Source organism: Rhodococcus sp. Z6_132, from assembly GCF_058133635.1.
The window spans coordinates 582,376-605,096 of the sequence record NZ_JBYUNP010000003.1; the positions used below are offsets into that span (position 1 = coordinate 582,376).

Here is a 22,721-nt window from a genome sequence, read left to right on the forward strand (position 1 = left end):
GGGAACGCTCACATGGTGAGGACTGTCCTCAAAAAGCTCGGAGAGCTGCTGGCGGTGCTGTTCATCGTCAGCCTCGGCACCTTCGGGCTGCAAGCGCTCATCCCGGGCGATGCCGCCGTCACCCTGGTGGGTGAGGGCAAGCCGCCGGAGGAGTACCAACGGGTGCGCGACGAGCTGGGTCTGGACGACCCGTTCTTCCAGCGCTACTGGGACTGGCTGTGGGGCGCGCTGCACGGCGACCTCGGCCAGTCGCTGGTGCCGCCGCAGGACGAGATCACCGACCGCATCGGTGCAGCGCTCCCGGTGAGCGTGCAGATCGCGGTGATGGGCATCTTCCTGGCCCTGGCCTTCGCGGTGCCGCTGGCGCTGTGGTCGGCCAGGCACGCGGGCGGGCTCATCGACCGGGTCATCAGCGCCGGCACCTTCGCGGTGCTCTCGGTGCCCAGCTTCCTGGCGGGCCTGCTGCTGATCATGGTGGTGGTCAACGACCTCGGCTGGTTCCCGCGCTCGCAGTGGGTGCGCATCAGCGAGGGGCTGGGGGACAACCTCTACCACGCGATCCTGCCGGCCATCACCATCGCGCTGCTGGAGATGGCGATCTTCATCCGGGTGCTCCGCAGCGACCTGATCACCACGCTGCAGGAGGAGTACATCACCGTCGCCCGAGCCAAGGGCATGTCCAACAAGCACATCCTGCTCAAGGACGCGCTGCGGCCGTCCTCGTTCTCGCTGCTGACCATGATGGGTCTGGCCCTGGGCTCCATGATCGGCAGCACCGTCATCGTCGAGACGCTGTTCTCCCTGCCCGGCCTCGGCACGCTCATCGTGCGGGCCGCCCAGCAGGGTGACATGCCCATGGTGCAGGGGGCGGTCCTGCTGATCGCCGTGCTGTACGTGGTCATCAACGGCGTCATCGATGCTCTCTATGGATACCTCGACCCGAGGAGCCGTCGTGCCCACGTCTAGCACTGCACCGGACGCGCTCGAGCCCGACCAGGTGGGCGAGCTGAGCAGCGTCATCGCGGGGGACAAGACCCTGCCCGACCCCGCCCAGCCGTCCGGCTCGGCCCGGCGCAGCTACCTGATCGGCGCCGGCCTGCTGGTTGCCGGGATCGCCCTGGTCCTGGTGGGTGCGCTCGGAGCCCAGATCATGGTCGCCGTCCGCATCCTGCTGGCCCTCGTCGGCCTGGTCCCGCTGTACAAGGGGATGCAGATCATCTGCCGCAGGCGGTTCGGGGCTCGCTTCGACCTCACCTTCTGGCTGTGCTGCACCTGGCTGGTGGTGCTGGTGGCCGCGGCGATCTTCGCCCCGCTGCTGCCGCTGGCCGAGCACGCGGACACGGTCAAGACGATCGCCGACCCCAGCTTCGCCTCGCCGGAGCTGTTCTCCGCGCACCCGCTGGGCACCAACAACTTCGGCCTCGACCTGCTCTCCCGGGTGATCTACGGGGCCAGGGCGTCGCTCGTGGTGGCGTTCTCCGCTGCGCTCATCGGGATGCTGGTGGGCGGTTCCATCGGAGTGCTCGCCGGGTACCTGCGCGGCAAGGTCGACACCGTGGTGGGCGTGCTCACCAACTCGCTGCTGGCCGTGCCCGCCCTGATCCTGCTGATCGCCCTGGCCTCGGTGCTGGCACCGACCATGCGCAACGTGGCGCTGGCGCTGTCGGTGCTGGCCATCCCGTCGATGATCCGGCTGGCCCGGGCCAACACGCTGACCTTCGCCCAGCGCGAGTTCGTGCTGGCCGCCCGGGCGATGGGCGCCACCCGGTGGCGGGTGATGTTCCGCGAGCTGGTGCCCAACGTGGTGCTCCCGGTGGCCTCGCTGGCCATGGTGATGATCTCGGTGCTCATCGTGGCCGAGTCGTCGCTGAGCTTCCTGGGCCTGGGCATCCAGCCCCCGCAGCCCACCTGGGGAAACATGATCGCCGAGGGTGAGGGCGGGGTCTTCGAGAAGCACCCGCACATCGTCCTGGTGCCCGGGCTGGTGCTGTTCCTGACCGTCTTCGCCTTCAACCTGGTGGGCGAGAAGGCCCGCCAGCGCGTCGGTTCCCAGCAGGAGCAGGTGCTCACATGACCACACAGTCCACGACAGCCACCGAGCCTCTGCTGCAGGTGGAGAACCTGCAGACGGCGTTCACCACCGAGCGCGGCGTGCTGCGCGCGGTGGACGGGGTCTCGCTCACCCTCAACCGCGGGGAGACCCTCGGCATCGTCGGCGAGTCCGGCTCGGGCAAGTCCGTGCTCGGGCGCACCATCATGGGGCTCACCTCCAACAGCGGCAGCACCCGCGTCACCGGCACGGTGTCCTTCGCCGGCCGCGACGTGCACGCCATGAGCAGCGCCGAGCACCGTCAGCTGTGGGGCCCCCGGGTGGCCATGGTGTTCCAGGACCCGATGACTGCGCTCAACCCGTTCAAGCGGATCGGCGTGCACCTCACCGAGTCGCTCAAGGTGCACCTGGGCCTGCGCAAGGCCGAGGCACGCAGCCGTGCCACCGAGCTGCTGCGCAAGGTGGGCATCCCCGACCCCGCCCGCCGGCTGGACCAGTACCCGCACGAGCTCTCCGGCGGCATGCGCCAGCGGGTGGTCATCGCCATGGCGCTGGCCTGCGACCCCGAGCTGCTCATCGCCGACGAGCCGACGACCGCGCTGGACGTCACGGTGCAGAAGCAGATCCTGGACCTGCTGGAGTCGCTCAACGACGAGCTGGGCATGGGCGTCATCCTGATCAGCCACGACCTCGGGGTGGTCGCCGGCCGCGCTGACCGGGTGGCGGTGATGTACGCCGGGAAGGTGGTGGAGACCGCCGCCGCCGGCGAGGTGTTCAACCACCCGCGGCACCCCTACACGGAGGCGCTGCTGGCCTCCATCCCGCGGTTGGAGCAGCCGGCGCACACCCGGCTGGCCACCATCGGTGGTGGGCTGCCGGACATGACGCGCCCGATGCCGGGCTGCCGCTTCGCCGCCCGCTGTCGCTACGCCCAGCCCACCTGCCTGGAGAAGGAGCCGGACTTGCTGCCCTCACCCACCGTGGACCTGGCGGCGACGCCGCACAGCCACGCCTGCTTCTTCCCGGTCGGCACCCCCGAGGGGGAGCAGGCGCTGTCCGCCAACGAGGCGGCCGGCGCGACCGCTGCCGGTCGCGAGCTGGCTCGGCCGGAGGTGGTGGCATGAGCGGCACGGACGTCGTGACCAGCCCGGCCGCGTCGCTGCCCACCGAGCAGGCGCCGGTGCTGGTGGTGGACGACCTCGTGGTGGAGTTCCCCGTCGGCCACGGCCAGACGGTGCACGCGGTGTCCGGGGTGAGCTTCACCCTGGGCGCCGGGGAGACGCTGGGCATCGTGGGGGAGTCCGGCTGCGGCAAGTCCACCGTGGGCAAGGCCATCATGCAGCTGCCCTCGCCCACCTCGGGCTCGGTGCGGCTCAACGACACCGAGCTCACCACCCTCAAGCCGGGGGAGCTGCGCCGCACCCGCACCCAGCTGCAGATGATCCTGCAGGACCCCATCTCGTCGCTGAACCCCCGGCGCAAGGTGAAGCACCTGATCACCGAGGGTCCGTCGATCTGGGGCGAGAAGGACAAGGCGGCCATCGAGCGCCGTGCCCGGGAGACGCTCACCGCGGTGGGCCTGGACCCGGACGTGGTGTGGGATCGTCGCCCCCGCGAGCTCTCCGGCGGACAGTGCCAGCGGGTGTGCATCGCGCGTGCCCTCATGCTCGAGCCGACCCTGATGATCTGCGACGAGCCGGTGTCCAGCCTGGACGTGTCGGTGCAGGCGCAGATCCTCAACCTGCTCGAGGACACCAAGAAGCGCTACGGCCTGAGCCTGTTGTTCGTCGCCCACAACATGGCGGTCGTGAAGAACATCAGCGACCGCATCATGGTGATGTACCTGGGCAAGGTCTGCGAGATCTCGCCGTCGGACGGGCTGCAGGAGCAGGCGCTGCACCCGTACACCCGGCTGCTGCTGGCGTCGGTGCCGGGCCCGCGGACCCCGGGCGTCGAGGACGAAGCGCACGAGGTGGTGGGTGAGCTTCCGTCACCGCTGAACCCGCCGAGCGGCTGCCGCTTCCGCACCCGGTGCCCGCTGGCCACCGACCGCTGCGCGCAGGAGGAGCCGCTGCTGCGCCCGGTGGGGGAGAACCACCTGGTGGCGTGCCACCACGTCTGACCTTCTGTTTTCTGTCGTGAGTATTCGGTTACCTGTGGAGGAAAAAACATGGCTCGACTAGCGCTCGTGCGCCTGGCCGGCGTGGCGATGGCGGGCAGCTTGCTGCTCGCGGGGTGTGCCGGGGGTGGATCTGACGACGACACCGCGGCCTCGCCCAGCGGTGACCAGGAGATCCAGCTCGGCCTGGTGGGCGACCAGCCCGACGGCGGGGACCCGGTGGCGGGAGGCACGCTCACCTTCGGCACCCAGGCCGCGGCCGCGACCATGGACCCGGCCAAGACCGCCGCACGCGGTTCCTCCGGTGGGTCGGAGCTGGCGGCGGTGTACGACGTGCTGGTCCGCTACAACTCCGCGGACAAGAAGTTCGTGCCGCAGCTGGCCAAGTCGTTCGAGGCCAGCGCGGATGGGTTGACCTGGACGCTGAAGCTGCGCGAGAACGTGAAGTTCAGCGACGGCACCCCGCTGGACTCCGCCGCGGTGCTGTGGAGCTGGGACCGCTACACCCAGAACCGCGGCAACGGCAGCGAGCTGTGGAAGATGAACCTGGACAGCGCGGTGGCGGCAGACCCGACCACCGTGGTGGTCAAGCTCAAGAAGGCCTGGCCCGAGCTAGAGGCCATGATGGCCCTGGGCCAGGGCATGATCGTGGCGCCCAGCTCGATGAAGTCCGGCACCTTCCAGCCGATCGGCGCGGGTCCGTTCGTGCAGGAGCGCTACGCCCCCAACGAGGAGCGAGTGCTGGCCGCGCGTGCTGACTACTGGGGCGGCAAGCCGTACCTGGACAAGCTGCGGTTCGTGGCGCTCAACGGTCCCCAGGCCACCTGGGAGTCGCTCAAGAGCAACCAGCTGCAGGTCGGCTACCTGCGGGCCAGTGCCACGGCGATCTCGGACGCGCGGGCGGCGGGCCTGCCCGGCTACCTGAGCTTCCTCAACGCCGGAAGTGCCGAGATGATCAACAACCGGGAGGGTCGTCCGGGAGCCGACGTGCGGGTGCGGCAGGCCATCGCCTACGCCACCAGCCCGACCGCGGTCGACGACCGGGTGGACGAGGGCAAGGGCCGGCCCAGCTCGGGCCTGTTCGACCCGTCGTCGCAGTGGGCAGGCGACGTCAAGCCGGTCGCACACGACCCGGAGAAGGCCAAGCAGCTGCTGGCGGAGGCCAAGAAGGACGGCTACAACGGCGAGCTGAAGTACGTGGTGCTGCAGGAGCCGCGCGACCGGGCCATCGGCCTGGCCGTGCAGGCGCAGCTGCAGGCAGTGGGCTTCACCGTGACGATCATGCCGGCGAACAGCGCCGAGGACGTGGTGAACAACGTGTACATCAAGCGGGACTTCGACCTGGCGCACGCTGGGCTGGGCCTGTACGAGGACATCCCGTTCCTGGGTCTGTACACCACGCTGCAGAGCGCGTCGCCGTCCAACGTGGTCGGCTACAAGGACGCCCAGATGGACACCCTGCTCGGCGAGCTGCAGGCTGCGGGCACCGTGGACGCCAAGAAGGCGGTCATCGGCAAGATCCAGCAGCGGGCCAACGAGTCGGTGCCGTCGGTGAGCCTCGGGGCCATTCCGTCGTACATCGCGTGGCAGAAGAACGTGCACGGCGTGACGCCGCACGCCACCGACATCATGCTGTTCGACAAGGCGTGGATGAAGCCCTGACACGTCAGCGCTGACGGTGTGCGGCCGGTTCCCCTTGCGGGGGACCGGCCGCACGCCGTTGTGCGGTTGGGTGGCTGTAGCGGTGGTGGCTAAGCCGCGCCACGGTGGCAGCGGGGTGGGTCGGGGTCGCTGAGGTCGGGTGGGTGGTGGATCGGGTTGGTGCGTGGAGTCTGGTGTGGGTCAATGTGTCTGGGTGCGATCCACTCCACCCGGCCGCTGGTGCCCATGCGGACGGTGAAGCCTTCGTGGGTGATGAGCCGGTGGTCGAACGGGCAGACGAGCGCCAAGTTGTGCAGGTCTGTGGGTCCGCCGTGTTGCCACTCGTGCAGGTGGTGGACTTGGGTCCACTGGGCGGGCATCTCACAGCCGGGTCGGGTGCAGCCGCGGTCGCGGGCATACAGCGCCAATCGTTGGGCCGGGGAGGCCAGGCGCTGACCCTGACCGAGATGCAGGACTTGGCCGGCGGAGTCGAGCACGCAGGGCAGCCACTTCGCGTCGGCGGCCATCCCCAGCAGATCCCGCACCGGCACCGTCCCACCGGAAGCCGTTGATGCGGAACCCGCCCGGCGTTCCAGGTCCGCCAGTCCCATGGTGACCACCACCGTGGCCGGCAACCCGCGGTTGCTCGGCAGCTCACCACCCGCCAGCGCGTTGCGGCACAGCGTGGCCAGCGCGTCGTGGTTGCGTTGTGCGGCACTGCGCGGGTCCGCCATGCCGTCCTCGGTGACGGGCCGGGCGGCGGCGGAGAACGCCGCGTCCACCAGGGCTCGCGTCATGGGATCCAGCTCACCACTGATGCGGCTCATCCCGTCCGGGCGCTGGCGGCCGATGGTGAAACCCCGCCGCCGCGCCCGATCCACGTCAGACGTCTCCCGCCCATCCGGGTCCAAGTAGGCAGTCAGCCGCTCCGCCGCCTTGGCCAGCTCGGACGGGCGCAGCGCGCAGGCCGGCGCGGCGAGGGTCTGCTCGGCCAGACCAACAGTCTCGGCGTCCAGCGATGCGGGTAGGTCGTGCAGCGTCTTGGTGATGATGTCGGCGTGCCGCGGCGAGAGGGATCCTTCCGCCTCGGCTGCTGCTGTGGCGGGCTGCAGAGGACCGAGATCCTCACCGGTGAAGGACGTGCGCGGGCCGCGAAGTTCCGCTGCTCGGACACGAGCGCGGGCCTCCTGGATGTCCAGGTGCAGCACTTCTGACAACAACCCCGCCGTGCCCCGGGCCAGGAACACCGTGGCCAAGGAGCGGCACTCCATCTCCACAATCAGGCGGTGGTCCACCGTGGGCTTCATCCGGTGCACTCGCTCCACCTCGCGCACCACCGCCATCACCCCGGCATCGCTGAGCCCGGCCAGCGGCAGCTGCTGCAGCCGAGCCATCATCGCGGCGTGCTCAGCCAGCAGCGAGGAGACCTCGTCGGGGAGGTCCTCCACTGCCACCGCTGCGCCACTCGAACTCATGTTCGAATCATAGGAGCCCGCCCCGACAGTTTCTGCCCCTGACCAGCAACGAAGCCCTGACAATGCAGAACCGCCGCCTCCCGGAGCGGGAGGCGGCGGCTTGCGTCCTGAGGATGACCAGCAAGGTCAGACGGTGGTCTTGTCCCTCTCGACACCGGAACCACCCAGGGCGGCGGCGAGCTGGTCCACGTGGGCCTGGCCCTCGTAGAGCTGGCGCAGCAGCCACAGCCGCAGCACCTTGGCCAGCGCGCCGGCCAGGTAGAGCGCGGCACCGAGGACGGTGAGCGCGACGAACGCCAGGGTCAGCACCTGGGTGGACAGCACGTCCACACTGGTCTGGCTCAGCGACATGGAGTAGCAGACGAACGCGGCGATCACGCCGACGGCCATCCCGAGAACACCAAGTCCCTGCACCAGACCGTCGCGGCGGGAGCCACCGGTCTTGAGCTTGAGCTCGGCCACATCTGTCTTGAACTGCTCACGACGCTGCTCAGCAGTCATCAGGTCATCCTCCTAGGTAGCTGGTTGAAAGCTCGTTCTCGATCTCGTCCGGTGCGCCCACTCGCACCAGCCGGCCCTGCAGCATCAGCGCCGCCGAGTCCGCGATGGGCAGGACTGCCCGGGCGAACTGCTCGGCGACCAGGATGGTCAGCCCCTCTGCCGCCAGCTGGCCCACCGTGTCGTACATCTGCGACACGATCAGGGGCGCGAGCCCCATGGATAGCTCGTCGAGCAACAGGATCGTGGGGTCGGTGCCCAGTGCCCGGGACAGCGCCAGCATCTGCTGCTCACCACCGGACATGGACCCCGCCAGCTGGTTGCGGCGCTTGCCCAGGATGGGGAAGCGGGCGTACGCCACCTCCTCCATGTGCTCCAGGCTGGTGCCGGTGCCGGTGCCGATCCAGAGGTTCTCGCGGACGCTGAGGTTGGCGAACACCCCACGGCCCTCGGGGATGGAGCACACCCCGAGCCTGGCGAGGTCCGAGGCACCTGCGCCGTTGACGGCCCGCCCGGACAGCCGCAGCTCGCCCGAGCTGACCGGCACCAGGCCGGAGCAGATCTTCAGCGAGGTGGTCTTGCCGGCACCGTTGGGACCCAGCAGGGCCACCACCTGCCCGGGCAGCACCTGCAGGTTCACGCCGTGCAGCACCTCGATGGCGCCGTAGCCGGCGCGAACGTCGGCGAGCTCCAGGATCGGCTCGACGGCGGGGTGGGCCGGCCCGCTGCCGGGAGCGGTGAGCGTGTCGGTCATGCGACGTCCTCCGTGCCGATGTAGGCGGCGATCACTGCGGGGTCCTGGCGCACCTGCTCGGGCGTGCCCGAGGCGAGCAGCGAGCCGAAGTCCAGGACGTGGATCATCGAGCACACCCGCATCACCAGTGGCAGGTCGTGCTCCACCAGGCAGATGGCCAGGCCGCCGGCGGCCAGCTGCACCAGCAGGTCGGCGAACTGGTCGGTCTCGTGCTCGGTCTGGCCCGACGCCGGCTCGTCCAGCAGCAGCACGCGGGGCTCGGTCATCAGCGCCCGGGCCAGCTCGACTACGCGAGCACGGCCGGTGGGGATGTCGGAGACGTCCTGGGTGGCGATGTCGCCCAGCCCGCACAGCTCGAGCACCCGGTCGGTCTCGGCGTTGACGTCGATCCGCTTGCTGCGGCCGTTGGCGTTGTGGATGTCCCCGGCGACGCGGATGTTGTCCCGCACCGACAGCGACATGAACAGCTCCAGCCGCTGGAAGGTGCGGGCCAGGCCACGGTGCGCGCGCTTGGGCGGACGCATCTTGGTGATGTCCTCGCCGTCGAGCAGGATCTTGCCGGCGGACGGGCGCTGCAGCCCGGTGATGGTGTTGAACAGCGTCGTCTTGCCAGCACCGTTGGGGCCGATCAGCCCGGTGATGGTGGCGGGCTCGATGCTGATGCTCACGTTGTTGACGGCGACCAGGCCGCCGAAGCGGACCGTGATGTCGCGGCTCTCAAGCAGAGGCATTGGTGCTCAGCTCCTTGTTCTGGTCGGCGCCGTGCGAGCCGGCGGCGGGGGAGGTGGCGAGGCCGGTGGGGACCGCGCCGACGAACGCGGGCAGGCCGAGCTTCTGGTCCAGCGCGTGGCGGTCGCGCTCGGAGAACGGCACGTCCACCCCGATGAGCTCGGGCGGCGTGACCTTCCGGCGGGCGATCTCCTCCTTGCCGAGCACCGCCTCGGGCATCAGCATCTGGCCGAACACCGGCAGCAGGAAGACCAGGGTGATGGTCAGGATGCCGAACCACCACTTGTCGATGGTGTCGGTGTAGGCCAGCAGGTAGAGGATGACCTCGATGACCGCGCCACCGATGAGCACCGGCTTGGCGTTGCGCAGGGCGCGGTAGCCCTCGGTCACCTGGTGCACCGTGCCGCTGGGGTTGGCGCCGACACCGAGACCGATGAGGGCCGGGCTGACGGCGGCGATGTAGCCGAGCGTGGTGTACACCGAGGACAGGTTCTCGTGGTCCATCGCCAGGTCGTTGAACGTGGAGATGACCATCGTGAAGCCGACGCCGGACATGATGCCGCCGAACAGGGCGCCGGTGACGTAGCCGATGCCTGCCGCCACGGTGAGCATCAGCAGGGAGAGGCTGACCAGCACCGAGAAGCTGTCCGACTGGACCGAGCCGATGGCGCTGGACATCAGGATGCCGCCCAGACCGGCGATGGCGGCGGAGATGACGAAGACGCTCAGCTTCAGCCGGACCAGGCTCTGGCCCAGGGTGGCCGAGGCCGCCTCGCTGTCCTTCATGGCGGCGAGCCGTCGTCCGTAGCCGCTGTTGCGCAGGGCCACCAGCCCGATGCCGATCAGCGCGAACAGCGCCGTGGTCGTCATCAGGAAGGTGTCACCGTCCTTGAGGTCCAGCGGGCCGACCTTGACCGGCGGGATCAGCAGGTTGCCGTCGGTGAACAGCGAGAACTTCTTGCCGAAGAGCTCGTGCTGGGAGATGTCGTTGAGGACCATGTTGGACAGGAAGACACCGAAGGCCAGCGTGGCCAGCGCCAGGTAGAGCCCCCGCAGTCGCAGTGCGGGCAGGGCGACGATGCCGCCGACCACCGCCGCGGCGGCCATGCCGAGCAGCACGCCCACCAGGGTGGTGCGGCTCTCGTAGCCGAACGTGGTGGTGCCGAAGTGGAAGACCACCACGGTAGCCACTGCGCCGAAGGAGATCGCCGCGAGGTTCATCTGCCCGGCGTAGCCGGTGAGCACGGTGAGCGAGAGGGCGATGATCGCGAACGTCATGCCGGTGGTGAGCAGGGTGACCGCGGAGTCGACCATGAGCAGCTTGATCAGGAACACCGCGACGACGAGGAACGCGCCCCAGGCGATGGCCGAGCGGACGGTGGGCACGTTGGCCCGCTCCCGGGTGCGCACCGCAGCGCCGGAGAGCCGGTCGTGCGGCAGCACGATGAGGACCATGAACAGCACGATCATCGGCAGCGAGATACGGAAGTTGCTGGTCCACGTCCAGGTGGAGGGGAAGTAGGCCAGCACGTAGGTGCTCGCCAGGCCCAGCACGATGGCGCCGACGAAGGTGCGGGGGATGCTCTTGAGCTTGCCGAACATCGCGGCGGCGAAGGCGTCGATGACGAGCAGCGTCAGCGCGTTGGCCTCCAGCGACCCGCCGCTGATGGGAGTGATGAGGATGCCGGCCAGCACGGCGAGCACGGAGCCCATGGCCCAGGAGGTGGCGGCGATGCGCTCGGGGTTGTGGCCGTTGAGGCGCAGCAGGTCCGGGTCGTCCACCGCGCCCCGCATGGACACGCCCATGCGGGTGCGGGTGAACATGATGCGCAGGCCGATTGCGATGAGCACGGCGACCACGAGGGCGATCAGGTCGTGGGTGCTGATGACCGACCCGAAGAGGTCGATCTGGCTGCTGTTGCCGAAGAACTTCTCCGAGCTGCGGGAGTCCTTGGGGTCCCAGAACCAGTGGGAGAGGTAGATCGCACCCAGCAGGATGGACACCGTCACCACGATCTTGGTGACCTCGGCGGTGTTGCGCAGGCCCTTCATGATGAAGAGGTAGAGGCCCCAGCCCATCAGCGGGCCGATGACGCCGAGGGTGATGAGCAGAGCCACCGGGGTGGGCAGCCCCCAGCCGGAGCGCAGCTGCCAGTAGCAGAACGCACCGAGCATGGCCTGGGCACCGTGGGCGAAGTTGAAGATCCCGGAGGTGTTGTAGGTGAGCACGAGGCCGGACGCGGCGATCGCGTACACGGCACCGAGCACGAGTCCCAGGATCGTGAAGGTCACAAAAGCGTTCATCTACACACCTTCGGCAAGTGGGCTGGCTGGAGTGGCGCGGACTGCGGTGCCACTGGTGTTCAAGTTGTGAGCACCGGTGGTCGGCACTGGATCGTGGGGAGAGAGCTCCGAAAGACCTGCTCGGGGCAGCGCTGGGCCGTTCGCGCGGCCTGCTGAGCGCTGGACGGGCAGAACGCTATGGTGCGACCTAGGTCACTCCTGCACCCAGTCTCAGTGAGTGGGAGCACCGTGGTCACGTCCTGATCGGCCACGAGGGGTGGCACTCGTCGAATCGAGTGCCACCCCTCGTGGGCTGGTCCTGCCGCCGCTCGGGCCTGAGTCAGCTCTGCGGCAGGATCACGTTCGGCGTCAGGTACTTGGTGCTGATCCGGTCCGCGTTCAGCTGGGTGCCCCAGGCGGACTCCGAGATCTTGACCAGGTACTTGCTGTCGCAGTCGAACTCGGCGCGCTCCTTGGGCAGGATCTGGCTGAACTTGCCGTCCTCGAGCTTGACCGTGAGCGAGCAGTCGGTCGGCATGTTCTTGCCGGGGTCGGTCTTGGCGTGCAGCCCGCCACCGGTCCACTCGTTCACCGTGGACAGCTTGTTCACCATGCACTGGCGGGTGAGGTCGCTGCCGCACTCCTTGGCCGCGGTGGCCCACAGCAGGAACGAGGAGGTGGCCTGCATGCCCAGCAGGGCCGGCTTGGCGCCCGCGCCGTTGACCACGTCGAGGTACTTCTGCACCGCAGGCACCTTGTCGGCGTTCTCGAAGGGCTGGAAGGCCATGTCGATGTTCAGCTTGGGGATCTTGGTGGTGGCGTTCCACTTGGCGACGGCGTCGGTGTAGAAGGTGGTGCCCAGCATGTAGTTGGGCTGGACGCCGACCTGGTCGATGGCCTGCAGCAGGTTGTAGATGGCCGGGGTGCCGGCGCCGGTGTAGAACACCGTCTTCATCCCGCAGGACTTGTACTTCTCGGCGAACGGCACGAAGTTGGGCTCGCCGGCGTAGTTGGTGGTCACGCCGCAGTTCTTGGGGACGATGCCGGCGGCCTTGGCGCCCTCGGTGGCCTTGACGTTGGTGGAGATGACCGCGGGCAGCGTGGTCGCCATGATTTCGGTGCCGGCCTTGGCCTCCGGGTCCAGCTCGATCAGGTGCTGGAACTGGGAGTTGCTGAAGTAGTCCACCGGCGTCGGGAACGCCTCGTACATCATCGGGCCGTTGAGGGCGTCCGGGCTGACCACGAACCCGGGGACGGTCGCGAGGTTGCAGCCCACCCGGGTGGCCTCCCCGCCGGCGTCACCGGCGAAGCCCTGGCCGACCAGCATGAAGTCGCTCTTGCAGGCTTGCTGCATCACCGAGTTGACCTTGGTGATGGAGGCGTCGTACTGGTTGCCCTTGATCTCGCGGCCGTTGATCCCGCCCTGCTTGTTGCACCAGGCGATCATGGCCTTGACCGCGTCGCCCATCTCGGCGTTGAGGCCGGGGTTGATCGCGTAGCCACGGTCGTCGCCGTAGCCGATCGTGATCGACTGGTCGGTGACGCCCTGGTCGGTGGAGCCCTTGGCGTCGCCCTGGCCGCAGGGGGATTCCAGCGTGCCGAACTTCTCGGAGGCCGCGGTGACCGCGGTGGTGGGGGCGCCGGCGCCGGGGTCGCTGCCAGTGTCCGACCGGCTGGACGAACAGGCCGGGACCACCAGGGCAATCGCGGTCAGCGCCGCTGCCGTCTGGACGACTTTCCTCAGTCTCACAAGCTCTCTCCTCACCCTGTGCCCGAGGTGCCCCAGGCGTTGAACGGAACCTAGGGTGCGACGAACATCACGCCGGAAGCCTTCCCGTTGAGTGGGATGGACGTCGCCGTCAGGAGGAAGGTGTGGCAACCGAACGACATGACAGACAGTGACGTGGTGGCGCGCAGGGTCACTGCTTCTGGCAACGCAGAGGGGCGGCACCGCTCGCGCGGTACCGCCCCTCCGCCGGACCTGGGGGTCCGGCCAGCTCGCCTCAGATCAGCGCTGTCGTGATCAGCTCTGTTGTGATCAGCTCTGCGGCTTGATGGTGTTCGGTGTCAGGTACTTGGTGACGATCCGGTCCTCGTTCAGCTGGGTGCCCCAGGCCGACTCGGAGACCTTGACCAGGTACTTGCCGTCGCAGTCGAACTCGCCCTGCGTCTTGGGCAGGACCTGGTTGAACTTGCCGTCCTCGAGCTTGAGGGTCATGGAGCAGTTCGCCGGCTTGTTGGCGCCCGGGTCGGTGGTGGCGTGCAGGCCGCCACCGGTCCACTGGTGCACCTTGGACAGCTCGTTCACCATGCACTGGCGGGTGAGGTCGCTGCCGCACTCCTTGGCCGCGGTGGCCCAGAGCAGGAACGACGAGGTGGCCTGCATGCCCAGCAGGGCGGTCTTGCCACCGGTCGGGGTCACGATGTCCAGGTACTTCTGCACCGCGGGCACCTTCGACGCGTTCTCGAAGGGCTGGAAGGCGATGTCCACGTGCATGTTCGGAATCTTGGTGGCGGCGTTCCACTGAGCAACGGAGTCGGCGTAGAACGGCGTGCCCAGCACGTAGGTGGGCTGGGTGCCCACCTGGTTGATGGCCTGCAGCAGGTTGAAGATGGCCGGGGTGCCCGAGCCGGTGTAGAAGGCCGAGGTCATGCCGCACGACTTGTACTTCTCGGCGAAGGGCACGAAGTTGGGCTCACCGGAGAAGTTGGTGGTGATGCCGCAGTTCTTCAGCGTGAAGCCCGCCTCCTTGGCGCCCTCGACGGCCTTGAGGTTGGTCGAGGTGACCGCGGGCAGCGTGGTGGAGATGACCTCGGTGCCCGTCTTGGCGTCGGGACTCAGGGTGGCGAGGTGGTGGAACTGGGAGTTGTTGAAGTAGTCCGCCGGCGTCGGGAACGCCTCGTACATCATCGGGGCGTTGAGGGCGTCCGCGCTGGTCACGTACCCGGGCACGGTGACGAGGTTGCAAGCGACGCGGGTGGCCTCGCCACCGGCGTCGCCGGCGAAGCCCTGGCCGACCAGCATGAAGTCGCTCTTGCACGAGTCCTGCATCACCGAGTTCACCTTGGTGATCGCGGCGTCGTACTGGTTGCCCTTGATCTCGCGGCCGTTGATCCCGCCCTGCTCGTTGCACCACGCGATCATCGCCTTGACGGCGTCGCCCATCTCCTTGGACAGGCCGGGGCTCGCGGTGGCGCCGCGGTCGTCGCCGTAGCCGATGGTGATCGACTTGTCGGTGACGCCCTGGTCGGTGGCGCCCTTGGCGTCGCCCTTGCCGCAGGGGGAGTCCAGCGTGCCGAACTTCTGCGACGACGCGGTGCTGGCGCTCTCGCTGGACGAGGAGGTGCTGGAACCGCTGTCGGCGCCCACCGCAGTCTCGGTCCGGTCGGACGAACAGGCCGGGACCACCAACGCGATCGCGACCAGCGCTGCCGCCGTCTGCGCAGCTCTCTTGTATCTCACTGTTTCTCCTTCACCCTGTCCGCGCTCGCGGCAGGATCTGGTGCGCCTACTTGCAGGATCTGCCCAGACAGGGGCCCGGGTCCTGAGGAACCTAGGACGAGACCCAGGTCATACCGTGGGGCGTCTCAGTGAGTGAGATCACTCGAACTCACCGTCAGCGGGCCCCGGATCGAGCGCTCCGACGTGCGGCAACGCGGCGACCATCGCCCGGCCGGGGGTGGTGGCGGAGGCGGTCCCGGGTTCCCGCCCGAGGTCGCCAGGGGGCCGCGAGCTCGCCCACGGCGGGCGATGAGTGCGACGCACATCACACAGGGGTGACGTCTCGATGGCCGAGATCGTCGGTGTCACCGGGCGCGCTCCGGGTGCCGCCCTCGCGCGGTCGGGCTGGTGCGTCCCTAAGGGCCTGCTGAGAGCCCCTTGGCGACCGTTCGGACGGCTCTGCGCGGACCCGTGCGCGCGCGGTTCTAGACCAGTCTGCGACCCGCGACACGCCGGTGTCCCGCTGTCTGGGAGCCTCGTCGCGACACGGACTAACAAGCACTCGCTTGGTTGTGATGCGCCCCACTGCTACAGTTTTCATAATTGAGTTCAGTTCTTCGGCGTTCCTGCAGGTGGGGGCCGTAATGAGTCAGACGGAGGCACGATGACAGCGGTCACGAACCCACAGGTTCAGGCAGCGGCCCGCCCAGCGCTCCCGCCCTCGATGGTGGAGCGGATGACGCTCATCGTCGATGCGTTCGACAGCCGCTTCACCCGGCTGAACCTCGAGCAGATCGCGTGTCGCACCCATCTGCCGCGCTCCACCGCGCACCGGATCCTCGACCAGCTCGTCCAGCTGAGCTGGCTGGAGCACACGTCCATGGGCTACAGCCTGGGCCGGCGGGCACTGGGCCTCGGCGGCCAGGACGGCGCGCACGGCGAGATCCGCAAGGCAGCGGCGGACGTGCTGCACAGCCTGCACCTGCGCACCGGCATGGTGGTGCACCTGGCGGTGCTGGACGGCTCCATGGAGATGTACCTGGACAAGGTGGGCGGCCGCTACGCCAGCGTGCTGCCCTCCAAGGTCGGCCAGCGCTCGGCGATCTACAAGACCACCGGCGGTCGCGCCATGCTGGCCTGGCTGGAGCCCGAGCGCGTCGACGACCTCGTCGGTGAGCGCATCACCCGTCCACCACAGCCGGGCAAGTGGGACCTGATGAGCCTGCACCGCGAGCTCAACCGGATCCGGGCCCGTGGCGGCATCTCCCTGGACCGCGGGGAGTTCACCGCGGAGTGCCCGAGCGTGGCCGCCGCCGTGCGCACGCACGAGGGACCGGTTGCCGCCATCAGCCTGTGCGCCGAGTCGGGCAGCGCCCAGCTCGACCGCGTGGTCCCGCTGCTGGCCGACGCCGCCCGCCGGGTCTCCCAGGCGCTGCTGCCCGACCCCGCACCGGCCAGCGCCTCCCGCTCCGTGCAGGCCCCCACGGTGGTTCCCCGCGGAGCAGCCGCCCGCCGCTGAGCCGTCCGGACACCAGCAACGCCAGACGCCCTGCCGCCATCCGTGAGGATGGGCGACAGGGCGTCTGGCGTCCGAGGGGTGTCAGCCGATGAGGTCCTCGATCGGCCCGACGGCGAAGTAGGCGACGAACAGCAGCGCCACCACCCACAGCAGGGGGTTGATCTCCTTGCGGCGGCCGCGGGCGACCCGCAGCACCACCCAGGTGATGAAGCCGACGCCGATGCCGTTGGCGATGGAGTAGGTGAACGGCATGACCACGATGGTGAGGAAGGCCGGCAGCGCGATGGAGAGGTCGCTGAAGTCGATCTCCTTGATCTGGGCGATCATCAGCGCGCCCACCACCACCAGCGCGGGAGCGGCGGCCTCGATGGGGATCACCGAGTACAGCGGCGTGAGGAACATGGCCGCCAGGAAGAGGACGCCGGTGACCACGTTGGCCAGGCCGGTGCGGGCGCCCTCGGCGATGCCGGAGGCCGACTCGACGAAGACGGTGTTGGACGAGGCCGAGCCGACACCGCCGGCGATGGCACCCACGCCCTCGACCACCAGGGCCTTGCCGACACCGGGGAGGTTGCCGTCCTTGTCAGCCAGGTCGGCCTCCTTGGCCAGACCGGTCATGGTGCCCATGGCGTCGAAGAAGTTGGCCAGCACCAGGGTGAACACGAGCAGGCTGGCCGAGAGCGCACCGATGCGGGCGAAGGCGCCGAAGCTGACCTCACCGACCAGGCTGAGGTCGGGCAGGCTGGCGAAGACGTCCGGCAGGATCGGGACGCTGAGGTTCCAGCCCTTGGGGTCCACGCCGTTGGACGGGCCCACGTCGAAGATCGCCTGCAGGATGGCGGCGAGCACGGTGGTGACGACGATGCCGATGAGCAGGCCCGCGCGGACCTTGCGCACCACCAGCACGCCCATGAGCAGCACGCCGAAGACGAACACGAACGTGGGCCAGGACCCGATGGAACCCTCGATGCCCAGCCCGACCGGCACCGTGGTGTTGGCGGCGTCGGGCAGCCGGCGGACGAAGCCGGCGTCGACCAGGCCGATGAAGGCGATGAACAGGCCGATCCCGACGGCGATGGACGCCTTGAGCGCGCTGGGCACCGCGTTGAACACCCGGGTGCGCAAGCCGGTGAGCGCGAGCACCAGGATGATGATGCCGTCGATGACCACCAGGCCCATGGCCTCGGGCCAGGTCACCTGCGGGGCGATGGTGACCGCCAGCAGGGTGTTGATGCCGAGGCCGGTGGCGATGGCGAACGGGTAGTTGGCGATGACGCCGAACAAGATCGTCATCACGCCCGCCACCAGCGCGGTGACGGCGGCGACCTGGGCGACCGGGAGGATGTTGCCCACCACGTCGCGGTGCGCGCTGGGGGAGTCGGCGGAGAAGCTGCCGAGGATCAGCGGGTTGAGCACCACGATGTAGGCCATGGTCACGAAGGTGACGATGCCGCCCCGCACCTCACGGCCGACCGTGGACCCTCGTTCGGTGATCTTGAAGTAGCGGTCCATGAAGCTCGTCTGCGCCGGACGTGGCGAGGTCTGCGCCGTGGTCAAAGGTGTCTCCAGGGAGATGGGAAGTGGCCGCCGCTGCGATCGCTGCTGGCGTGGTGGTCACGCCGTTGTGACGCGGTGATACTAGCCGCAGGTGAGAGGGCCGATCGGCCGCAGTTCTGGGCGCTTGGCACCGAGCAGGTCGCCGGAGGACTCCCCCCGCATGCGCCGCTGCACCCAGGGTGCGAGGTGCTCGCGGGCCCATCGCGCCGTCTCCCTGGCGTTCTCGCGGCGGCTGGGCGTCGGCTGCACCGGCAGCGGGTCGGCCCACCCGGTCTCGGTGGGGGAGCAGCCCAGCGTGCTGAGCGCCTCAAGCGCCACGCGCCGGTGACCTTCGCTGGTCATGTGGATGCGGTCGTCGGCCCACATCCGCCAGTCCTGCAGCGGGGCGAGCCCCCACTGGTTGAGCACGTAGGCGTCGTGCTTGCGGGCGATGGTCCAGATGTGCGCGGTGTAGGTGGCCACCCGGCCGCGCGTGTGGCGCACCACGGGCGCGCCCCTGGGGTCGGCGGGCGTGGCGATCAGCACGTCTGCCCCCGCGGCGCGCAGCCGGCCCACGGCGTCGTCGAGCTCGGCGGCCAGCGCCTCGACGTCGGCACGCGGACGCATGATGTCGTTGCCGCCCCCGCTGATGCTCACCAGGTCCGGGGCCAGCGCGATCGCCTCGTCGGTCTGGCGGCCGGCGATGTCCGCCAGCAGCCGGCCGCGGATGGCCAGGTTGGCGTAGGACAGCCCTGCGGCCGGGGTGTTCGCGTGCGCGGGGCCGCCGGAGCTGGCGCTGCCGTTCTCGGCGATGGCGGCCAGGTGCCCGGCCAGGCGGTCGGCCCAGCCCACGTAGTAGTCGGGCTGGTCGGGGTGGGCGTCGCTCATGCCCTCGGTGAAGGAGTCACCGATGGCGACGTAGCGGGTCCAGGGCCGGGACGGGCGGGCAGGCACAGCAGGGGTCTCCTGTCTGGGGGGTGGAGCCGGGGGCGCCGGTGGGCGTGCCCGGAAGGCGAGGAAGCGTCAGGTGAGCAGGACGAGCTCGGTGGGACCGCTGATCTCCACCCGCAGCCCGGCGCGGCGCGCGACGGCGGCCACGCCGCGCACGTCGGCCGGCTCGGCACGGGTCAGGGCGAGCGCGCGGGCCAGCAGGCCCTTGTGGGACTTGTTGAAGTGGCTGACCACCTTGCGGCTGCCGTCGGGCTGCTCGGTGAGCACCGTGGCGGTGACCGCACCCGGCGCCGGACCGAGCGCGGCGTAGGCGCCGGAGCGCAGGTCCACCACCAGCCCGTCCACCGCCTCCAGCGCGGGCACCAGCACCGGGCGCCACCGGGCGCGCAGGGTGCCCACCTCGGGCAGCGTGGAGCCGGCGGAGAGCCGGTAGCGGGGGATGCGGTCACCGGCGCGGAGCAGGCCGAAGAGGGCGGAGCCGACGGCCAGGCGGGACAGCGCCCGGTCGCGCTGGGCGGCGGTGAACGAGCCGGCGTCGAGGGCGTCGTAGAGGACACCGGTGTAGCGGTCCAGCGCCGCGGTGGTGGGCGCCTCCCACAGGCGGGCGTTGTGCTCGGCCTCGTCGGCCTGCTTGGGGCCCAGGCCGAGCGCGGCCATCATCAACGGGGGGTCGGTGGCCAGCTTGGTGAGCGCGTCCAGCAGGGTGCGGCGCAGCTCGGTCAGCTCGGCGAAGCCGAGGGTGGCGAGGTCGAGCGGGGGTCCGTCGCCGCCGTGAGCCTTGGTCTCCGACGGCGGAAGCAGCACGAGCACTGACCTACCGTATCGCCGCCGGTCACGGCGGGACCGGGCGCCCCGACCTCCCCCGGACAGACGCCGACGGCCCGGCAGGAACCTGCCGGGCCGTCGGTGATCGTCAGGTCAGAGCCAGCGACGCTCCGCCTTGCGACGCTGCTTCGCGCTCTCCTTGGCCAGCTCGGCGCCGCGCTCGCGGGCCTGCTCGGCCAGCTCGGCACCACGCAGGCTGGCGACGGTGGCGAGCTCGGCGCCACGGGCCCGGGCCAGGTCGGCCCACTCGGAGCCACGCTCGCCGGCCACGGCGGCGAGGACCGCGCTGCGGGCCTTGGCCTGCTCGGCCAGCACCGGTCCGCGGTCGCTGGCGACCTGGGCCAGCTCACCGCCGCGCTCGGCGGCCAGGCGGGCCAGCTCGGCGGCACGCACCCGGGCAGCCTGGGCCAGCTGCTCGCTGGAGGCCGAGAGGCGCTTGGTGGTGTCGCTCTCGGCGACGCGGTGGGCCAGCTCCTGGCCACGCTCGGCGGCCTTGCTGGCGGCCCCGGCCAGGGACTCGCCCTTGCCGGAGGCGCCGGCGGCGGCGAAGGGAACCGCGGTGGAGACGGCGGCGCTGGCAGCCTTGGCGGCCTTGCGTCCGCGCCAGCCCAGCGAAGGCTTGCCCTCGGTGTCCACGGCCGCGAGCATCAGCCCGCCCAGCAGGCCCACGTTCTTGATGAACTGCTGCTGGTCAGCAGCCTTCTTCTTCGGGTCGGTGGCCTCCCAGAAGGGGTGGCCGGCGACCGTGGTGGGGATGAGCGAGGCCGCGAGCACGGTGGAGGCGAGGCGGGGTGCCTTGCCGGTGGCGAGCAGCAGCCCGCCCAGCACGTGCACGCCGGCGTTGATCTTCACCAGGGTGTCGGGGTCGGTCGGCACGTTGGCGGTGACGTCGTCGGGCAGGGCCTCCTCAGCCTTGTTGATGAGGGGGGTGGCCTGCTCGACCCGCGCGCTCGGGTTGCGCAGCGTGTTGATGCCCCCCGAGATGAACGAGGCGGCGAGCATGGGTCGAGCAAGACGACGGATCAGCACTGAATCCTCCTGTGGTGACGGTGATGGACCTATAGGACCCTATTCGCCAACTCTACGAAGGGGAACGCCACTCCGCAGGACGGCGGGAGGCCCGCGCGTCGGCGACTACGCTGACCACCCGTGATCACCCGCCTGTCCTCCCTGTTCCTGCGCACCCTGCGCGACGACCCCGCTGACGCCGAGGTGCCCAGCCACAAGCTGCTGGTGCGCGCCGGCTACGTGCGCCGCATCGCTCCCGGCGTCTACTCCTGGCTGCCGCTGGGCCTGCGGGTGCTCCGCGAGGTGGAGCGGGTGGTGCGCGAGGAGATGGACGCCATCGGTGCGCAGGAGATCAGCCTGCCGGCGCTGCTGCCCCGCCAGCCCTACGAGACCACCAACCGGTGGACCGAGTACGGCCCGGCGCTGTTCCGGCTCAAGGACCGCAAGAACAACGACTACCTGCTGGGCCCCACCCACGAGGAGATGTTCGCGCTCACCGTGAAGGGTGAGCTGAACTCCTACAAGGACTTCCCGGTCACCCTCTACCAGGTGCAGACCAAGTACCGCGACGAGGAGCGCCCGCGCGCGGGCATCCTGCGCGGCCGCGAGTTCATCATGAAGGACTCCTACTCCTTCGACCTCGACGACGAGGGCCTGGCCAAGTCCTACGCGGCCCACCGCGGCGCCTACCAACGGATGTTCGAGCGCCTCGGCCTCAAGTACGTCATCGTCTCGGCCATGTCCGGAGCCATGGGTGGCTCGGCGTCGGAGGAGTTCCTGGCCGAGAGCGCGAACGGTGAGGACACCTTCGTCCGCTGCCTGGAGTCCGGCTACGCGGCCAACGTGGAGGCCGTCACCACGGTGGCCCCGCCCGCCCGGTCGCTGGAGGGCCTGCCCGAGGCCCGGGTGCTGGACACCCCGGACACCGCCACCATCGACGCCCTGGTGACGTGGGCCAACGGTGCTGACCTGGGCCGCACCGTCACCGCGGCCGACACGCTGAAGAACATCCTGGTCAAGACCAAGCTCCCGGGCGGTGAGTGGGAGCTGGTGGGCGTCGGCATCCCCGGCGACCGCGAGGTGGACACCAAGCGGCTGGAGGCGGCGCTGGAGCCGGCCGAGGTGGTGCTGCTCACCGAGTCCGACTTCGCCAAGAACCCGTTCCTGGTCCGGGGCTACATCGGCCCGCGCGCGCTGGCCGCGAACGGCGTGCGCTACCTGGTGGACCCCCGCGTGGTCACCGGCACCGCCTGGATCACCGGCGCCGACGAGGCGGGCAAGCACGTGGTGGACCTGGTCTGCGGGCGCGACTTCACCCCCGACGGCACCATCGAGGCCGCCGAGGTCCGCGACGGCGACCCCTCGCCCGACGGCGGCGGGCCGCTGGTGGCCGCCCGGGGCATCGAGATCGGCCACATCTTTCAGCTCGGCCGCAAGTACACCGACGCGTTCACCGTGGACGTGCTCGGCCAGGACGGCAAGAAGGTCCGGCCCACCATGGGTTCCTACGGCGTGGGCGTGTCTCGCCTGGTCGCCGTCATCGCCGAGCAGTGCCACGACGAGCGCGGCCTGCGCTGGCCCGCCGAGGTGGCCCCGGCCGACGTGCACCTGGTGATCGCCGGCAAGGACGCCGACGCCACGGCGGGGGCGGAGCAGCTGGCCGCTGACCTCGACGCCCGCGGGGTGCGGGTGTTCCTGGACGACCGCAAGGCGTCGCCCGGCGTCAAGTTCGCCGACGCCGAGCTGCTGGGCGTGCCGGTGATCTGCGTGGTGGGCCGCGGCTGGAAGGACGGGATGGTGGAGCTGCGCGACCGCTTCGCCGGCACCAGCCGCGAGGTCCCCGCCGCCGAGGCGCTGGAGCTGCTCAGCGGGCGGTAGCTCCCCGAGGTCC

The 22,721-nt window shown here is 69.8% G+C and carries 18 protein-coding genes; 7 read left to right on the forward strand and 11 right to left on the reverse strand.

Annotation, left to right across the window (positions count from 1 at the left end; all coding sequences use genetic code 11):
* Positions 1-12 precede the first annotated feature (12 nt).
* The 5 genes from AC3YO9_RS15930 to AC3YO9_RS15950 are packed head-to-tail and all read left to right on the forward strand — an operon-like array spanning position 13 to position 5,831.
* Positions 13-966 (forward strand): ABC transporter permease, encoded by a 954-nt coding sequence (locus AC3YO9_RS15930; protein WP_489983860.1) that lies wholly within the window; start codon positions 13-15, stop codon positions 964-966.
* Positions 953-2,074, forward strand: coding sequence for an ABC transporter permease (locus AC3YO9_RS15935; protein ID WP_489983861.1), 1,122 nt, complete (start codon positions 953-955; stop codon positions 2,072-2,074). The genes AC3YO9_RS15930 and AC3YO9_RS15935 overlap by 14 nt, the downstream gene beginning before the upstream one ends.
* Positions 2,071-3,174, forward strand: a complete 1,104-nt coding sequence (locus AC3YO9_RS15940) for an ABC transporter ATP-binding protein (RefSeq protein ID WP_489983862.1) — start codon at positions 2,071-2,073, stop codon at positions 3,172-3,174. Before AC3YO9_RS15935 ends, AC3YO9_RS15940 begins: the two co-directional genes overlap by 4 nt.
* A complete protein-coding gene (locus AC3YO9_RS15945) occupies positions 3,171-4,172 on the forward strand; it encodes an ABC transporter ATP-binding protein (protein WP_489983863.1) in 1,002 nt (333 codons plus the stop codon). The genes AC3YO9_RS15940 and AC3YO9_RS15945 overlap by 4 nt, the downstream gene beginning before the upstream one ends.
* 48 nt (positions 4,173-4,220) lie before the next feature.
* Positions 4,221-5,831, forward strand: a complete 1,611-nt coding sequence (locus AC3YO9_RS15950) for an ABC transporter substrate-binding protein (protein WP_489983864.1) — start codon at positions 4,221-4,223, stop codon at positions 5,829-5,831.
* Between the two features lie 89 nt (positions 5,832-5,920).
* On the opposite strand, the gene AC3YO9_RS15955 is transcribed toward AC3YO9_RS15950, so the two are convergent.
* From AC3YO9_RS15955 to AC3YO9_RS15985, 7 genes are all read right to left on the reverse strand, one after another.
* A complete protein-coding gene (locus AC3YO9_RS15955; RefSeq protein WP_489983865.1) occupies positions 5,921-7,285 on the reverse strand; it encodes an HNH endonuclease signature motif containing protein in 1,365 nt (454 codons plus the stop codon).
* A gap of 126 nt (positions 7,286-7,411) precedes the next feature.
* Positions 7,412-7,786: a hypothetical protein gene (locus tag AC3YO9_RS15960; protein WP_127782363.1), complete on the reverse strand. Its 375-nt coding sequence runs from the start codon at positions 7,784-7,786 to the stop codon at positions 7,412-7,414.
* A 4-nt stretch (positions 7,787-7,790) separates the two neighbouring features.
* Complete coding sequence (locus AC3YO9_RS15965) at positions 7,791-8,537, reverse strand: ABC transporter ATP-binding protein (protein WP_127782364.1); 747 nt, start codon at positions 8,535-8,537, stop codon at positions 7,791-7,793.
* Positions 8,534-9,268, reverse strand: a complete 735-nt coding sequence (locus tag AC3YO9_RS15970) for an ABC transporter ATP-binding protein (RefSeq protein WP_127782365.1) — start codon at positions 9,266-9,268, stop codon at positions 8,534-8,536. The genes AC3YO9_RS15965 and AC3YO9_RS15970 overlap by 4 nt, the downstream gene beginning before the upstream one ends.
* On the reverse strand, positions 9,255-11,570 hold the full coding sequence (locus tag AC3YO9_RS15975) for an ABC transporter permease (protein WP_489983866.1): 2,316 nt from the start codon (positions 11,568-11,570) through the stop codon (positions 9,255-9,257). The genes AC3YO9_RS15970 and AC3YO9_RS15975 overlap by 14 nt, the downstream gene beginning before the upstream one ends.
* 319 nt (positions 11,571-11,889) lie before the next feature.
* Positions 11,890-13,299: an ABC transporter substrate-binding protein gene (locus tag AC3YO9_RS15980; RefSeq protein WP_127782367.1), complete on the reverse strand. Its 1,410-nt coding sequence runs from the start codon at positions 13,297-13,299 to the stop codon at positions 11,890-11,892.
* Positions 13,300-13,587: 288 nt separating this feature from the next.
* Positions 13,588-15,012: an ABC transporter substrate-binding protein gene (locus AC3YO9_RS15985; RefSeq protein WP_489983867.1), complete on the reverse strand. Its 1,425-nt coding sequence runs from the start codon at positions 15,010-15,012 to the stop codon at positions 13,588-13,590.
* Between the two features lie 715 nt (positions 15,013-15,727).
* On the opposite strand from AC3YO9_RS15985, the gene AC3YO9_RS15990 reads away from it, so the two are divergent.
* Complete coding sequence (locus AC3YO9_RS15990) at positions 15,728-16,510, forward strand: IclR family transcriptional regulator (protein WP_241249789.1); 783 nt, start codon at positions 15,728-15,730, stop codon at positions 16,508-16,510.
* 81 nt (positions 16,511-16,591) lie between these two features.
* On the opposite strand, the gene AC3YO9_RS15995 is transcribed toward AC3YO9_RS15990, so the two are convergent.
* From AC3YO9_RS15995 to AC3YO9_RS16010, 4 genes are all read right to left on the reverse strand, one after another.
* The gene (locus tag AC3YO9_RS15995; protein WP_127782369.1) at positions 16,592-18,022 is read right to left on the reverse strand and encodes an NCS2 family permease; all 1,431 of its coding nucleotides are present in this window, start codon (positions 18,020-18,022) and stop codon (positions 16,592-16,594) included.
* Between the two features lie 126 nt (positions 18,023-18,148).
* Positions 18,149-19,000: an SGNH/GDSL hydrolase family protein gene (locus AC3YO9_RS16000; RefSeq protein WP_127782370.1), complete on the reverse strand. Its 852-nt coding sequence runs from the start codon at positions 18,998-19,000 to the stop codon at positions 18,149-18,151.
* Between the two features lie 69 nt (positions 19,001-19,069).
* On the reverse strand, positions 19,070-19,807 hold the full coding sequence (yaaA, locus tag AC3YO9_RS16005) for a peroxide stress protein YaaA (protein WP_489983868.1): 738 nt from the start codon (positions 19,805-19,807) through the stop codon (positions 19,070-19,072).
* 108 nt (positions 19,808-19,915) lie between these two features.
* A complete protein-coding gene (locus AC3YO9_RS16010) occupies positions 19,916-20,851 on the reverse strand; it encodes a DoxX family protein (RefSeq protein WP_489983869.1) in 936 nt (311 codons plus the stop codon).
* A gap of 120 nt (positions 20,852-20,971) precedes the next feature.
* On the opposite strand from AC3YO9_RS16010, the gene AC3YO9_RS16015 reads away from it, so the two are divergent.
* On the forward strand, positions 20,972-22,708 hold the full coding sequence (locus tag AC3YO9_RS16015; RefSeq protein WP_489983870.1) for a proline--tRNA ligase: 1,737 nt from the start codon (positions 20,972-20,974) through the stop codon (positions 22,706-22,708).
* Positions 22,709-22,721: the final 13 nt, after the last annotated feature.